This is a genomic window from Streptomyces sp. NPDC001137 (assembly GCF_040298885.1).
In the GTDB taxonomy this organism is placed as follows: Bacteria; Actinomycetota; Actinomycetes; order Streptomycetales; family Streptomycetaceae; genus Streptomyces.
Genome location: NZ_JBEPBA010000003.1, coordinates 290,203 through 303,520 on the forward strand (window position 1 = coordinate 290,203; position 13,318 = coordinate 303,520).

A 13,318-nucleotide genomic window follows, 5' to 3' on the forward strand; every position below is an offset into this window, starting at 1 on the left:
CGAGGAGTCACCGGATGTCGACCGTCACCGCCACTGTCTCGGCGAGCGGCAGATCCGCACCGCCCAAAGGCCACGCTCCACGGCTCGACATCCAGGGGCTGCGCGCGGTGGCCGTCGGGCTGGTGGTGCTCGCCCACGCCCACGTGTCCCAGGTCAGCGGCGGCTACATCGGTGTCGACGTCTTCTTCGTCATTTCCGGCTTCGTCATCACGTCGCTGCTGCTGCGCGAACTCGCCGCCACCGGCCGGGTGTCGGTCCGTTCCTTCTACGCCCGCCGGGCACTGCGGCTGCTTCCCGCGTCGTCCCTGGTGATCGCCGTCACACTGGGCGGGGCATGGCTGCTGCTGTCGAAGGCGCGGCTCGCCGAGTACGCGGGCGACGCCCTCGCCAGCGCGCTGTACACGGTCAACTTCCGGCTGGCAGCTGCCGGTACGGACTATCTCGCCCAGAACAGCCCGCCGTCGCCGTTCCAGCACTTCTGGTCGCTCGCCGTGGAGGAGCAGTTCTACCTGGTGTGGCCGCTGCTCCTGCCGCTCGCCTGGCGGTTCGCCCGCGGTCGGCGCCGGCTGGTCGCGGTGCCGCTCGCAGTGCTGTGCCTGGGGTCGTTCTCGGCGGGCGTCCTGGTGACGAACTCCTCGGCGCCTTGGGCGTACTTCGGCTCCCTCACCCGGGCCTGGGAACTGGGCGTCGGCGCGCTCCTCGCACTGGGCGCCGGCCGGCTGAAGCGGCTGCCCGCCGCCCTCGCCACCCCGCTGACCTGGTTCGGCCTCGCCTGCGTCACGCTGGCCGCGGTCTGGTACGACGACGGGACACCCTTCCCCGGCCACCACGCCCTCCTGCCGGTCGCCGGTACCGCGCTCGTCCTGGCCGGCGGTTGCGCGCCCGCCCCGCGCGGCGCCGGGTGGCTGCTGGGGCGGCGACCGCTGGTGTGGCTCGGCGGACTCTCGTACGGCTGGTATCTGTGGCACTGGCCGCTGCTGGTCATAGCCCCGGTGGCGCTGGGCCGCGCCGACGGCACGGCCGACGTGCCGCTCGCGCTCGGGCTGTCCGCGGCGGCGCTGGGACTGGCGTGGCTGACCCTGCGTCTCGTCGAGAACCCGGTCCGCTTCCACCAGGCCTTCCGCGGGCGTCCCCGTCGTGCGCTGGTTCTCGGGGCCGCGCTGTCGGCCGCCGCCTCGGCGCTGTCTCTCACGGCGACGGCCGTTCCGCCGACGATCGAGGTGGGCGGCCCCGCGCCCGCGCTGGCGCAGGCTCTCTCCGACGCACCGGTGCCACAGGCGCGTCTCACCGAACTCCTGACGTCGTCCCCGACCGCCCTGCCGAGCAATCTCGCCCCGCCCCTGTGGGAGGTGAAGTCCTCCCGCTCCGCGGTCTACCGGGACGGCTGCCACGCCGACTACTCCGCCACCGCCACCCGGCCCTGCGTCTACGGCGACCGGGCATCCTCCCGTACCGTCGTCCTCTTCGGTGACTCCCATGCGGCCCAGTGGTTCCCGGCCCTGCAACGGATCGCGTTCGCCCGTGGCTGGCGGCTCGTCTCACTGACGAAGGCCTCGTGCAAGGTCGCCGACGTGACCATCGTCAGCGACCACAGGCCGTACACCGCCTGCGACACCTGGCGCTCCAACGCCCTGATACGGATCACGACGCTCCGCCCCGACCTGGTCGTCGTCTCCTCCTCGGACGCCGCAGACCCGGCCCGCCCCGCCGCCGACCCCCTCCGCCAGTGGACCACCGGCTTCGAGAGCACCTTCCGCAGCCTGGGCGCCTCCGGCGTCCCGGTCGCCGCACTGCTCGACACCCCGTGGCCCAAGGGCGACCCGATCGACTGCGCCGCCAGGAACTCCCTGCAACTCCATGTCTGCGCACACCACTTGCCGGACGCGATCCGAGACGCGACCCGCGGTACCGCCATCCGCGCCGCCGCATCCACAACGGCCACCACGGTCATCGACCCCACCCCCTGGGTCTGCGACCCCCGCACCGGCATCTGCCCCGTGGTCGTCGGCGACACCGCCGTCTACCGCGACGACAGCCACCTCTCGGAGGCGTACGCCGAGGCGCTCGCCCCGGTTCTGGCGCCGTCGTTGGATCGCCTCGTGGATGTGCCCTGAACACACCGGATGAGCAGCCGGCGCAGCCGACGGTTCAGGGCAGAACGCGCGTCAGCCGGTCGTGAGCAGGCCGGCGACCAGGTCGCGGGGCAGGCCGTGGGTGTCGTGGAGGTAGTGGTAGTCGTCCTCGCTCAGTGGGCCTTTGAACTCCGGGCGGGAGAGCACCCGTTGACCTCGTTCGAGGAGCTTGGTGAAGCGCAGTTCCTCGTCCAGGAGCAGCTCGCGGACCGTGCCGGGGTCGTAGGACTGACGGAAGTGGTCCAGCGTGTGGCCGATGAGTTCCAGGGGGAGGTCGGTCAGGGTGCGGGAGAGGTCGTCGCGCCGGAGTGTGGTGAGGAGGCGGCGGATCAGGCGGCGCAGTACATAGCCGCGGCCGGTGTTGGAGGGGCGTACGCCGTCGCCGATGACGACGATGCTCGAACGCAGGTGGTCGCAGACGAGGCGCATCGGCCGTTCGTCCAGGTCCCACAGCGGCAAAAGGAGTCGCAGCCACGGTTCGAACACGTCGGTGTCGTAGACGGAACGCTGTCCCTGCAGGACGGTCACCAGCCGTTCCAGTCCCATGCCCGTGTCGATGCCGGGCCGCGGCAGGAGTTCGAGGCTGCCGTCCTCGTGGCGGTGGTAGCGCATGTTCACGTGGTTCCAGATCTCCACCCAGCGGGGGTCGGTGGTGGGGGTGCCCTGGGGTGGGGTGCCGGGGTCGCCGGTCCAGAAGAAGATCTCCGAGTCGGGGCCGCAGGGGCCCACGGGCCCGTTGGACCACCAGTTCTCGTCCTCGGTCAGCTCCACGGGCAGCCCCAACTCCTGCCAGGTGCGCAGCGATTCGGTGTCGGGGCCGACCTGGCCGTCGCCGCCGAACACCGTGACGTGCAGCCACTCCGGCGGGATGCCGAATCCGTCGCGCAGCAGCTCGTACCCCCAGCGCAGGCTCTGTGAGTGGCCGTAGTCGCCGAGCGACCACGAGCCGAGCATCTCGAAGACCGTCAGATGGGTGGAGTCGCCGACCTCGTCGAGATCGGTGGTGCGCAGGCAGCGCTGGACGTTGGTCAGGCGCCGCCCCTGGGGATGCGGGCGGCCCAGGAGGTGGGGCGTGAGGGGGTGCATGCCGGAGGTGGTGAACAGCACCGGGTCCGGGGGCGGCGGCAGGAGGGAGCTTCCGGTGATCAGGCGGTGGCCGCGGTCACGGTAGAAGTCGGTGAACGTCCGCACGGTCTCGTCGGTGTTCATCTGGGTGTTCATGTGCCTGCTCATGGCGGTGTTCCTTAGGGTCGTGCGACCGGAACGAACCGCGGGAGCAACACCTGCGAGACCGTAGGCCTGCGAGGGCGGGTGAGCCACATCCCGGCGATCCGTTTCCGGCCGCCGGGGAGAGGTTGGAGAGGTCAGGCGTCGGCAGCCGGGGAGCTGGTCGCTCGCGCGGCTGCGGTGTGGGTACAGCGGGTCCTGACCTTCATGGAACGGACGGTAACAGGAGGCGGCGCGGCCCGTCTTCCGGGTTTCCGGGCCTCGCGGTGGGGTCTCGTGCCGTGCGGCACGAAAAAGCTTCCGCCGACGAGGGCTGCGGTCCTATCGTCTGAGCCCGTGATCAGTAACAACGTTCCGCTGCCCCCGACGGTCTACCCGCTCGCCAAGGGCCGCGTATGGGCCATGCTGGCCGGGTCTGTCGTCTTCGTCGCTGTGGGCATTGTCTTCCTGGTCGCCCACAGCACCCTGAAGATGACCGTGGCGGGGGCCCTGGCCGTGCCCTTCTTCGGGTTGTGCTCGGTGCTCATCCTCCAGCGCCTGCTCCGCGACCGGCCTGAGCTGGTGCTGGACGACGCGGGAGTGGACCATGTGCGGCTGGGCCGGTTCGGGTGGGAGGAGATAGCCGGCGTGCGGATACGCGAGCAGCGGGTGCGCAACACCTCGCAGTCGTTCATCGAACTGGTGCTGCACGACCCGGACGCCTATCTGGCCCGAGCACCCAAGCTGGTCCGCAGCACCGCGTCCATGAACGCACGACTCGGCTTCGGTCCGGCCACCCTGGCCACCAACACCTTGCCGGTGCCGCCAGGGGCGGTCCTGGACGCGATGCGGCGCCACCGCCCCGGACTCGCGGTACAGCACTGAACGCCCGTAGAGACTGGCGCTAGGCCACCAGCGCCGCGTGGATCCAGTCCGCCTGAGCCGTCGCCCCCGGCTGCGCCGCACGGGCCAGTGAGCGGCGGTCCGGGTGGCTGCCGGGCGCGATGGCGTCCCGTACGTCGACCTCGGCCACCAGGCCCCGCGCCGACACCACCCGCCAGACCGACGCGAGCAGCGAGTCGTCGCCGATGAAGGCGGGCGCCGTGCTGGCCGTACCCCCGGCGATCCGGTAGTGCAGGCGTACCGGCTGTACGGGGACGTCCGCGTCGAGGGCGGCCTGGAAGACGGCGCGGCGGAAGGTGCCCTGGGCGCGTCCGCACCAGGTGCTGCCCTCGGGAAAGACGCCGACGGCCTGCCCGTCGCGCAGCGCGTCGGCGATGCGGGCGACGGTTTCCGGCAGGGCGCGCAGCCGGTTGCGGTCGATGAACAGGGCGCCGCTCCGCGCCGTCAGCCGACCGGCCACGGGCCAGCCCCGGATGTCGGACTTGGCGAGCATGCGGGCCGGGCGGACGGCGGCGAGCAGCGGGATGTCCAGCCAGGAGATGTGGTTGGCGACCAGAAGCAGGCCGCCGGTGGGCGCGGCGGCGCCGGTGACACGGACCTGGACCCCTGCGGCCCGCACGATCCACCGGCACCACCGCTTCACCAGCTCGGCGGGGATCCTCCCGCCGAGCGGCGACAGCACGACCCCGGCGAGCACCAGGGCCACCACTGCCGCCATCCGCAGCACGGCACGCGGTACGGCCGTGACGGACCCCGTCGCCTCGATGCACGCCCCGGGGGTGCAGGGCGCGCTGGGCTGCCAGACGCTCATCAGGCGGGCACGAGGGAGAGGAAGTGCCGCAGATAGCGCGGGTTGACCCGGCGCATCGACAGCAGCACATACAGGTCGGCGACCCCGAAGTCCGGGTCGTGGGCGGGCTGAGCGCACACCCAGGCACCGAGGCGGAGATAGCCGCGCAGCAGGGCGGGCAGTTCGGCGGAGGCGGCGGCCGGGGCCGCGGCGTCCGGGACCCAGGGCAGCAGCGGCCGTACCCGGTACTCCTCCGGGGCCAGGTACTTGCCCCGCACCTTCTCCCAGGTGGCGGAGGCGAGCGCGCCACCGTCCGCGAGCGGGACGGAGCAGCAGCCGGCCAGCCACTCGTGGCCGCCGTCGACCATGTAGCGGGCTATGCCGGCCCAGATGAGGCTGATGACGGCGCCGTCGCGGTGGTCGGGGTGGACGCAGGAGCGGCCGACCTCGACCAGGCCGGGGCGGATCGCGTCGAGCGCGGTCAGGTCGAACTCGCCCTCGGAGTAGAGCCGTCCGGCGACCGCTGCGCGCTCCGGCGGCAGCAGCCGGTAGGTGCCGACGACCTGGCCGGTCGTCTCCTCGCGTACCAGCAGGTGGTCGCAGTACGCGTCGAAGGCGTCGATGTCGTGGCCGGGCTGCGGGGTGGACAGCAAAGCCCCCAGCTCGCCGGCGAAGACCTCGTACCGCAGCCGCTGCGCGGCCCGCACGTCGGCCTCGTCGCGGGCGAGGGACACGGTGTAGCGGGCGGGTGCGGCGGGCTGCGGGGGACGGTCCAGAGTGGTGACGCCGGTCATGGCTCTCTCCAGGTCTGCTGGCGGGGACGGTGGAGCGGGAGCAGACCGTTGGCGCGTGATCTGCCGCCCCTGTTCTTCCGACGCCGGCTGACCTTCGCGTGACAGGCGCAGAGAGAGCGGGTGTGGGCTTGTTGAACGGCTCGCCGCACATGAGCGAGACGGGGCCGGGGAGCACCTCCCGACCCCGCCCGTCCGCACAATTTCGGCGAACGTTCACTGCGGCGCCCCGAAAGGGGCGCGGGGCTGCATCGACATGCGGCTCCGCCGCGGGGCGCGACAAGCCACGACGAACCCGCAGCCCTAAAACGACAACTCCCCCAAAGGCGCTACCGCGCCACCTTGCGAGTCGCCCGCAGCCACTCCTTGTTCATGCTCGTGATGGACACCAGCGGAATGCCCTTCGGACAGGCGGTGGCGCACTCCCCGGTCAAGGTGCAGCCGCCGAAGCCCTCTTCGTCCATCTGCGCCACCATGTCCAGCACCCGCGTCTCGCGCTCGGGCGCGCCCTGCGGCAGCACGTTCAGATGGTTGATCTTGGCGGAGGTGAAGAGCATCGCCGCCCCGTTGGGGCAGGCCGCCACGCACGCCCCGCACCCGATGCACTCGGCGTGCTCGAAGGCGAAGTCGGCGTCCGGCTTGGGTACGGGCGTGGCGTGGGCCTCGGGTGCGGAGCCGGTCGGGGCGGTGATGTAGCCGCCGGACTGGATGATCCGGTCGAACGCCGACCGGTCCACCACCAGGTCCTTGATCACCGGGAAGGCGGAGGCCCGCCAGGGCTCGATGTCGATCGTGTCGCCGTCCCGGAAGGACCGCATGTGCAGCTGGCAGGTGGTGGTGCGCTCCGGGCCGTGCGCGTCGCCGTTGATGACGAGCGAACACGCACCGCAGATGCCCTCGCGGCAGTCGTGGTCGAAGGCGACCGGGTCCTCGCCCTTGAGGATGAGCTCCTCGTTGAGGGTGTCGAGCATCTCCAGGAACGACATGTCGGAGGAGATGCCGTCCACCTCGTATGTGGACATGGCGCCTTCGGCGTCGGCGTTCTGCTGCCGCCAGACGCGCAGGGTGAGCTTCATGCGTAGCTCCGCTGAGTGGGGTGGACGTACTCGAAGACCAGGTCTTCCTTGTGCAGGGTCGGGGCCTCGCCGGTGCCGGTGAACTCCCAGGCGGCCGCGTAGGCGAACTCGTCGTCCCTGCGGGCGGCTTCACCGTCGGGGGTCTGGGACTCCTCGCGGAAGTGGCCTCCGCAGGACTCGGCGCGGTGCAGCGCGTCGAGGCACATCAGTTCGGCGAGCTCCAGGTAGTCGACGATCCGGTTGGCCTTCTCCAGCGACTGGTTGAACTCCTCGCCGGTGCCGGGCACCTTGATGCGCCGCCAGAACTCCTCGCGGATCTGCGGGATGCGCTCCAGCGCCTTGCGCAGACCGGAGTCCGTACGGGCCATGCCGCAGAACTCCCACATGAGTTCGCCGACTTCGCGGTGGAAGGAGTCGGGGGTGCGGTCGCCGTCGACCGACAGCAGGAGGTTGAGGCGGTCCTGGGTCTCCGCCAGCACCTCCTGGACGACCGGGTGCCGGCCGGTGACCGGGTCGTGGTGCGGGTTGCGGGCGAGGTAGTCGTTGATGGTCGCAGGCAGCACGAAGTAGCCGTCGGCCAGGCCCTGCATGAGCGCGGAGGCGCCCAGGCGGTTCGCGCCGTGGTCGGAGAAGTTGGCCTCGCCGATCGCGAACAGGCCCGGGACGGTGGTCTGGAGGTCGTAGTCGACCCACAGTCCGCCCATCGTGTAGTGCACGGCGGGGTAGATCCGCATCGGGACGGTGTACGGGTCCTCGGCGGTGATCCGCGCGTACATGTCGAAGAGGTTGCCGTACTTCTCCTCGACGGCCTTGCGCCCCATCCGCTTGATGGCGTCGGCGAAGTCCAGGTAGACGCCCTGCCCGCCGGGACCCACTCCCCTGCCCTCGTCGCAGACGTTCTTGGCGGCACGGGAGGCGATGTCGCGCGGGACCAGGTTGCCGAAGGAGGGGTAGATGCGCTCCAGGTAGTAGTCGCGCTCGTCCTCGGGGATCTTGTTCGGCGGCCGGTCGTCACCCTTGGCCCTGGGCACCCAGATCCGGCCGTCGTTGCGCAGCGACTCGCTCATCAGGGTGAGCTTGGACTGGTGGTCGCCGGTGCGCGGGATGCAGGTCGGATGGATCTGGGTGAAGCAGGGGTTGGCGAAGTAGGCGCCGCGCCGGTGGGCCCGCCAGATGGCGGTGGCGTTGGAGTTCATGGCGTTCGTCGACAGGTAGAAGACGTTGCCGTAGCCGCCGCTCGCCAGGACGACGGCGTCCGCGAAGTAGGTGTCGATGCGGCCCGTGATCAGGTCGCGGGCCACGATGCCGCGCGCCTTCCCGTCGATGACGATCAGGTCGAGCATCTCGGTACGCGGGTGCATCTCGATGTTGCCCGCGGCGATCTGCCGGCTCAGCGCCTGGTATGCGCCGAGCAGCAGCTGCTGGCCCGTCTGTCCGCGGGCGTAGAAGGTCCGCGAGACCTGTACGCCGCCGAAGGAGCGGGTGTCGAGCAGGCCGCCGTACTCACGGGCGAAGGGCACGCCCTGCGCCACACACTGGTCGATGATCTCCACCGAGATCTGCGCGAGCCGGTGCACGTTCGACTCGCGGGCGCGGAAGTCGCCGCCCTTGACGGTGTCGTAGAACAGCCGGTGGATGGAGTCGCCGTCGTTGCGGTAGTTCTTGGCGGCGTTGATGCCGCCCTGCGCGGCGATGGAGTGGGCGCGGCGCGGGGAGTCCTGGTAGCAGAACTGGACGACGTGGTAGCCCTGTTCGGCGAGGGTGGCGCCGGCGGCTCCGCCCGCGAGGCCGGTGCCCACCACGATCACCGTGTGCTTGCGCCGGTTGGCGGGGTTGACCAGCTTGGCCTCGAAACGGCGCTTGTCCCAGCGCTCGTTGATCGGTCCGGCGGGCGCCTTGGTGTCGACGACCGGCTCACCGGTCGTGTACTCCGCGTACTCAGCGGTCATGTTCAGCTCACCACTCCGGTCATGACGCCCACGGGTACGGCGATGAAGCCGGCCGTGAGCAGCAGTGCGAGGACGTTGGCGACGGTCTTGAGCGCGCGGTCGCGGCTGCGGCTGCCGACGCCGAGGGTCTGGGCGGCGCTCCAGAAGCCGTGCCGGATGTGCAGGCCGAGGGCGAGCATCGCGACGATGTAGATGACGTTGCCGTACCAGGTGGAGAAGGTGTCCACGACGTTCTGGTACGGGTGGCCCTCCTGGAAGCCGCCCGGGTGCACGGTGCCGGTGGTCAGGTCCAGGATGTGCCACACGATGAACAGGCCGAGGATGATCCCGCCCCACCGCATGGTCCGCGTCGCGTAGCTGGCCCTGGCCTTCTTGTGCACGTACTTGCTGGGCCGTGCCTTGATGTCGCGGCGGCTGAGCTGGTACGCGGAGACGGCGTGTGCGACGACGGCGACGATCAGTACGACGCGGACCAGCCACAGCGTCCACTCGTAGTGCATGAACGGCTCGCCCACGGTGCGCAGCCAGTGCGCGTAGTGGTTGAACTCTCCGGCGCCGAAGAAGATCTTCAGGTTGCCGATCACATGGGCGACCAGGTACAGCAGCATGATCATGCCGCTGACGGCCATCACCGTCTTCTTGCCGACGGAGCTGTCCCACACCGTGCGCGCCATCGACGGCCGTCGGTCCGTCCGCGTTGCCAGAGCCATGACTCAAGACGCTAGAGCCGAAGGTCCCGATCGGTCCAAGACATGGTCCGGCTTGATTCCATAGGAAGCGGCTATCGTACGAGGATGCAGTTCCAGCAGCTCCAGTACTTCGTGGCGGTCGCCGAGACGCGGCACTTCACCCGGGCCGCAGACCTGGTCCATGTCGCGCAGCCGTCGCTGTCCCAGCAGATCAAGGCGCTGGAGCGGGAGCTCGGGGCGGATCTGTTCCTGCGGGCGCGCGGCAACATCACGCTGACCGACGCGGGCGAGGCGCTGCTGCCGCTGGCCCGCCGCATCCTCGCCGACGCCGACACGGCCCGGCACGAGGTGCAGGAGCTGGTGCAGCTGCGCAGCGGCCGGGTGCGGCTGGGCGCGACCCCGAGCCTGTGCACGGGTCTGCTGCCCGACGTCCTGCGCGCCTTCCACGACCGCTATCCCGGCATCCGGCTGCTGATCGAGGAGGGCGGGTCCCACGATCTCGTACGGGAACTCGCCCGCGGGGCCCTGGACTTGGCGCTGGTCGTGCTGCCGCTGCCGTCCCCCTCCCCCGCGCTGACGACGGTGGAGCTGCTGCGCGAGGACCTGGTCGTGGTGTCGTCCCCCGAGTCGCCCGCGCCCGCCGGCCCGGGGCGGCGCACGGTCCGCATCGCCGACCTGGAGAGCGAGCCCATGGTCATGTTCCGGCACGGCTACGACCTGCGCGAACTGACGGTGGCCGCCTGCCGCGCCGAGGGCTTCGAGCCGGACTTCGCGGTGGAGGGCGGTGAGATGGACGCGGTGCTGGGCTTCGTCCGCGCGGGCCTCGGCGTGGCCGTCGTCCCCCGCATGGTCGCGACACGCTCCGGGCGGGGCCTACGGGTCACCCCCCTGGCCCGCCCCGGCCTCCACCGCACGATCGCCCTGGCCCACCGCAGCGATGTGGCGCCACCGCGGGCGGCTCGGGAGTTGCAGCGGATGCTGTTGGAGCGGTGAACCGGAAGCCGCAGCCGGCTGACGACCGGACAGGACCGTGCGCGACGCGGCCATCGACGCCGGCCCCGCCCCTCCGTCGCCCGCGTGATGGCCGGATTCACCGAGCCCGGTGGCGAGCCCGGCGGGGCCGCCGGAGTCTTCAAGGTCCGGCGGCAGGCCGTCGAGCAAGAAGCCGCGGTCTTCGGCAGGGTTGGTGAACTCCCTCGGCCGTTCCCGGGGAGCGGCTTGGCGACGGAGCACTCGTCAGCCGGGCGGCGGCTCAGCAGGGCGCGATGGAGCCGAGAAGCATCGAGCGCCGGACCGTCCGCGCCGGTCAGGCGGATGTGGTGAGTACGACGCGCCGGCCGGGCTCTGTGGGATCCCGGCGGCGGTGACGGATCCCTGGCCGTTGCCCATGATCCGCAGATTGGCCGCGCGGGGCACGGAGGAGGGCAGGGCGATCTCCAGCCCGGCCATGGATCCCCAGTTACCGGCCGGCGGCCACCGATGTGAGCGGCGGACCGGACGCGGCGTGCCGCTGTCAGCGCGGGCGCGGACGGCGGCCCGTCGGTCCGGCCCGGGGGCGCCTCGCCGCGTCCGCTCAGAGGCGGCAGCTGATCTCCATGCCGTCCTCGACGGGGAAGGTCACGCTCTGATAGCCGTTCGCCGAGTCGCGTACGTAGTCGAGATACGGCCGAAGGCTGCTCAGGCCGATGTCGTCGGCGACGACGAGCGTGCCCGGCCGCAAGCGCGGCTCGAGCAGCCGCAGTACGGGCAGGCACAGGTCCTTCCAGCCGTCCAGAAGGACGAAGTCCACAGGGCCGTCGAGGCTGCGGAGGGTCTCACGCGCGTCCCCCTCCAGCACCGTGATCAGGTCGCCCAGACCGGTCTCGGCGAAGGTGCGGCAGGCTGCCGCGATCTTGTCCTTGCTGAGCTCCGTGGTGACGACCCGTCCGGCGCCGTTGTCCCGTACGGCCGCCGCCAGGTACAGCGTGGAGATCCCGAACGACATGCCGAACTCGACGACCGTGGTCGGCCGGACGGCCCTTGTCAGGTTGTAGAGCAGCTCTCCGCCCGCGGCGGATATCGGCATGTAGATGTCCGCCGCGGCGTCAGCGTGCTCCTGGGGCGACAGCGGGGCGAACCCGCCGGGCAGCCCCGCGCCGACGCGGGCCGCAGTGATGTCGTCCTGAGCGGCTCGCTCGAACATGCGGCTGAGGGCCGCCCGGACTCGAGGGTCGGCGAGTGTGTGGGTGAGTGTCATGGGCGCTAGAGTAGACGCAACGTTGCGTCCTTTCTAGAGGGAATATCCTCAACCAGGGGAGGCGAGATGGCATCTGCGACACACGCCGCCGAGGCAAGCAGCACCGGCGGGTCAGGACGACGTCACCACGGCAACCGGCACGGACGCAGCGAACAGGCCCGGATGGCGGTACTGGAGGCGGCCGACGACCTGCTCGTCGAGAAGGGCTTCGCCGGCGTCACGATGGAGGGCATCGCCGCGCGAGCCGGGGTGGCCAAACAGACCATCTACCGCTGGTGGAACACCAAGACCGGCGTCCTGATGGACGCCTTCCTCCAGGACGCGACAGAGGACCTGACCCCGCCCGATTCCGGCGACATCGCCCCCGATCTGCGTGACTACCTGCGCCGACTGGCGTGGTTCCTCAGCGAGTCCGACCCCGGCGCCGTCTTCAAAGCCCTGATCGCCCAGGCACAGCACGACCCGGCGTTCGCCCAGGACTTCCGCTCCAGATGCCTCGACGCGCAAAACCACCGCGACCGCCTGCCACTGGAACGGGCCGTGGAGAGGGGGCAGCTCCCTGCCGAGCTCGATGTGGCGGCCGAGACGGACCAGCTCGTGGGCCCTGTGTACTACCGCGCGCTGGTGACCGACGAGCCCATCGGCCACGGGTTCACCGACAGACTCGTCGACGCATTCCTCCGGCGGCACGGGCTGCCGACGGGGACCGAGTCTTGAGCGTGCGTGGCCCGATGCGCGGGTGCCGGAGACCGCGGCTCTGGTGATCGCCGCCACAACCGACCGGCGCTTGGGCGGAGCCGGTCGCCGACGGCATGCACTCCGCGATCATCCGCGCCACCAAGCCGGCGGACGCCGGCCCCCGGCCGAGGGGGCCGTCTCGGGCCCCTCGGCCGGGGAGGCCCGAGACGGCCGACGCCTGCTGCGGCGTCAACGCCTGCCGCACCTCCGGTGAAACCGCTGCCGACCCCGCTCTGACCGTCGCCGAGGCCACGTCCGCACCGGGCTGCGGCTGCCGGGACTGAACCTCCTTGGCTGTGCCCCTGCGGGGACCGAGAGGCCACCGCACGATCTCGTTCTCGGACGGCAACCGCAGAGGTCAGAGGTCACCGCAATCGGCTCCATACGCCCTTCCTTCAGGAGCTGTCACTCTCCCCGCGGAGCGTCTGCAGGTACCGGCGTGCCCTGGTGGTAGTACATGCGCCAGCCCGTCTCCTCGTCCCGCTTGCGCCACAGGGAGCTGCGGCGGGCCCGTCGGCCGTCGAAGACGGTTTCGAAGGTGAGGTGCACCAGGCCGGGGGCGAGCAGGACTCCGGTGATGTCCGACGGCTCGTAGCGCGGGCCGTCCGCGGAACTGCCCGGCTTGTCGGGCAGCCCGGCGATCGTCTCCTCGTAGGTGTAGCGCCGGCCCGAGGCGCCGACCTCCACGAACTCGGGATCGATCAGGCGGGCGCCTTCGGCGGAGGAGCGGACGGCGGGGTCCATCAGGCGCAGTTCGCCGGCGATCGCCTGGTTCACCGCTTCGGTTTCATCGTTCATCCATGCATCC

General features: G+C 71.0%; 12 protein-coding genes. 4 read left to right on the forward strand and 8 right to left on the reverse strand.

Annotated elements, in window-relative coordinates:
* Positions 1 to 14: 14 nt before the first annotated feature.
* A complete protein-coding gene (locus tag ABT254_RS07320) occupies positions 15 to 2,114 on the forward strand; it encodes an acyltransferase family protein (RefSeq protein ID WP_351464847.1) in 2,100 nt (699 codons plus the stop codon).
* A gap of 51 nt (positions 2,115 to 2,165) precedes the next feature.
* On the opposite strand, the gene ABT254_RS07325 is transcribed toward ABT254_RS07320, so the two are convergent.
* Entirely contained in the window at positions 2,166 to 3,341 is a 1,176-nt protein-coding gene (locus ABT254_RS07325; protein WP_351465581.1) for an alanine--tRNA ligase-related protein, read from the reverse strand.
* Between the two features lie 354 nt (positions 3,342 to 3,695).
* Here ABT254_RS07325 and ABT254_RS07330 point away from each other — a divergent pair, with 354 nt between their 5' ends.
* Positions 3,696 to 4,223, forward strand: a complete 528-nt coding sequence (locus tag ABT254_RS07330) for an STM3941 family protein (protein WP_351464850.1) — start codon at positions 3,696 to 3,698, stop codon at positions 4,221 to 4,223.
* A gap of 19 nt (positions 4,224 to 4,242) precedes the next feature.
* On the opposite strand, the gene ABT254_RS07335 is transcribed toward ABT254_RS07330, so the two are convergent.
* The 5 genes from ABT254_RS07335 to ABT254_RS07355 form a co-directional block, all read right to left on the reverse strand.
* Complete coding sequence (locus ABT254_RS07335) at positions 4,243 to 5,052, reverse strand: lysophospholipid acyltransferase family protein (protein ID WP_351464853.1); 810 nt, start codon at positions 5,050 to 5,052, stop codon at positions 4,243 to 4,245.
* A complete protein-coding gene (locus tag ABT254_RS07340) occupies positions 5,052 to 5,825 on the reverse strand; it encodes a GNAT family N-acetyltransferase (RefSeq protein WP_351464856.1) in 774 nt (257 codons plus the stop codon). The genes ABT254_RS07335 and ABT254_RS07340 overlap by 1 nt, the downstream gene beginning before the upstream one ends.
* 326 nt (positions 5,826 to 6,151) lie before the next feature.
* Positions 6,152 to 6,898: a succinate dehydrogenase/fumarate reductase iron-sulfur subunit gene (locus ABT254_RS07345; RefSeq protein WP_351464859.1), complete on the reverse strand. Its 747-nt coding sequence runs from the start codon at positions 6,896 to 6,898 to the stop codon at positions 6,152 to 6,154.
* Entirely contained in the window at positions 6,895 to 8,847 is a 1,953-nt protein-coding gene (locus tag ABT254_RS07350) for a fumarate reductase/succinate dehydrogenase flavoprotein subunit (RefSeq protein WP_351464862.1), read from the reverse strand. Before ABT254_RS07350 ends, ABT254_RS07345 begins: the two co-directional genes overlap by 4 nt.
* A 2-nt stretch (positions 8,848 to 8,849) precedes the next feature.
* Complete coding sequence (locus ABT254_RS07355; RefSeq protein WP_351465584.1) at positions 8,850 to 9,521, reverse strand: succinate dehydrogenase; 672 nt, start codon at positions 9,519 to 9,521, stop codon at positions 8,850 to 8,852.
* Between the two features lie 120 nt (positions 9,522 to 9,641).
* Between ABT254_RS07355 and ABT254_RS07360 the strand changes: the two genes are divergently transcribed.
* Positions 9,642 to 10,529, forward strand: a complete 888-nt coding sequence (locus ABT254_RS07360; RefSeq protein ID WP_351464865.1) for a LysR family transcriptional regulator — start codon at positions 9,642 to 9,644, stop codon at positions 10,527 to 10,529.
* A 580-nt stretch (positions 10,530 to 11,109) separates the two neighbouring features.
* On the opposite strand, the gene ABT254_RS07365 is transcribed toward ABT254_RS07360, so the two are convergent.
* Positions 11,110 to 11,772: an O-methyltransferase gene (locus tag ABT254_RS07365; RefSeq protein ID WP_351464868.1), complete on the reverse strand. Its 663-nt coding sequence runs from the start codon at positions 11,770 to 11,772 to the stop codon at positions 11,110 to 11,112.
* Between the two features lie 66 nt (positions 11,773 to 11,838).
* On the opposite strand from ABT254_RS07365, the gene ABT254_RS07370 reads away from it, so the two are divergent.
* On the forward strand, positions 11,839 to 12,489 hold the full coding sequence (locus tag ABT254_RS07370) for a TetR/AcrR family transcriptional regulator (protein WP_351464871.1): 651 nt from the start codon (positions 11,839 to 11,841) through the stop codon (positions 12,487 to 12,489).
* Positions 12,490 to 12,915: 426 nt separating this feature from the next.
* Here the strand turns inward: ABT254_RS07370 and ABT254_RS07375 are convergent, their stop codons facing one another.
* Entirely contained in the window at positions 12,916 to 13,308 is a 393-nt protein-coding gene (locus ABT254_RS07375; RefSeq protein WP_351464874.1) for a nuclear transport factor 2 family protein, read from the reverse strand.
* Between the last annotated feature and the right edge of the window lie 10 nt (positions 13,309 to 13,318).

Bases quoted from the DNA above. Each gene is read 5' to 3' on its own strand.
- ABT254_RS07320 (WP_351464847.1), top strand. From the start codon at position 15: ATGTCGACCGTCACCGCCACTGTCTCGGCGAGCGGCAGATCCGCACCG.
- ABT254_RS07325 (WP_351465581.1), bottom strand. From the start codon at position 3,341: ATGAACACCGACGAGACCGTGCGGACGTTCACCGACTTCTACCGTGAC.
- ABT254_RS07335 (WP_351464853.1), bottom strand. From the start codon at position 5,052: ATGAGCGTCTGGCAGCCCAGCGCGCCCTGCACCCCCGGGGCGTGCATC.
- ABT254_RS07340 (WP_351464856.1), bottom strand. From the start codon at position 5,825: ATGACCGGCGTCACCACTCTGGACCGTCCCCCGCAGCCCGCCGCACCC.
- ABT254_RS07345 (WP_351464859.1), bottom strand. From the start codon at position 6,898: ATGAAGCTCACCCTGCGCGTCTGGCGGCAGCAGAACGCCGACGCCGAA.
- ABT254_RS07350 (WP_351464862.1), bottom strand. From the start codon at position 8,847: ATGACCGCTGAGTACGCGGAGTACACGACCGGTGAGCCGGTCGTCGAC.
- ABT254_RS07355 (WP_351465584.1), bottom strand. From the start codon at position 9,521: ATGGCGCGCACGGTGTGGGACAGCTCCGTCGGCAAGAAGACGGTGATG.
- ABT254_RS07360 (WP_351464865.1), top strand. From the start codon at position 9,642: ATGCAGTTCCAGCAGCTCCAGTACTTCGTGGCGGTCGCCGAGACGCGG.
- ABT254_RS07365 (WP_351464868.1), bottom strand. From the start codon at position 11,772: ATGACACTCACCCACACACTCGCCGACCCTCGAGTCCGGGCGGCCCTC.
- ABT254_RS07370 (WP_351464871.1), top strand. From the start codon at position 11,839: ATGGCATCTGCGACACACGCCGCCGAGGCAAGCAGCACCGGCGGGTCA.
- ABT254_RS07375 (WP_351464874.1), bottom strand. From the start codon at position 13,308: ATGAACGATGAAACCGAAGCGGTGAACCAGGCGATCGCCGGCGAACTG.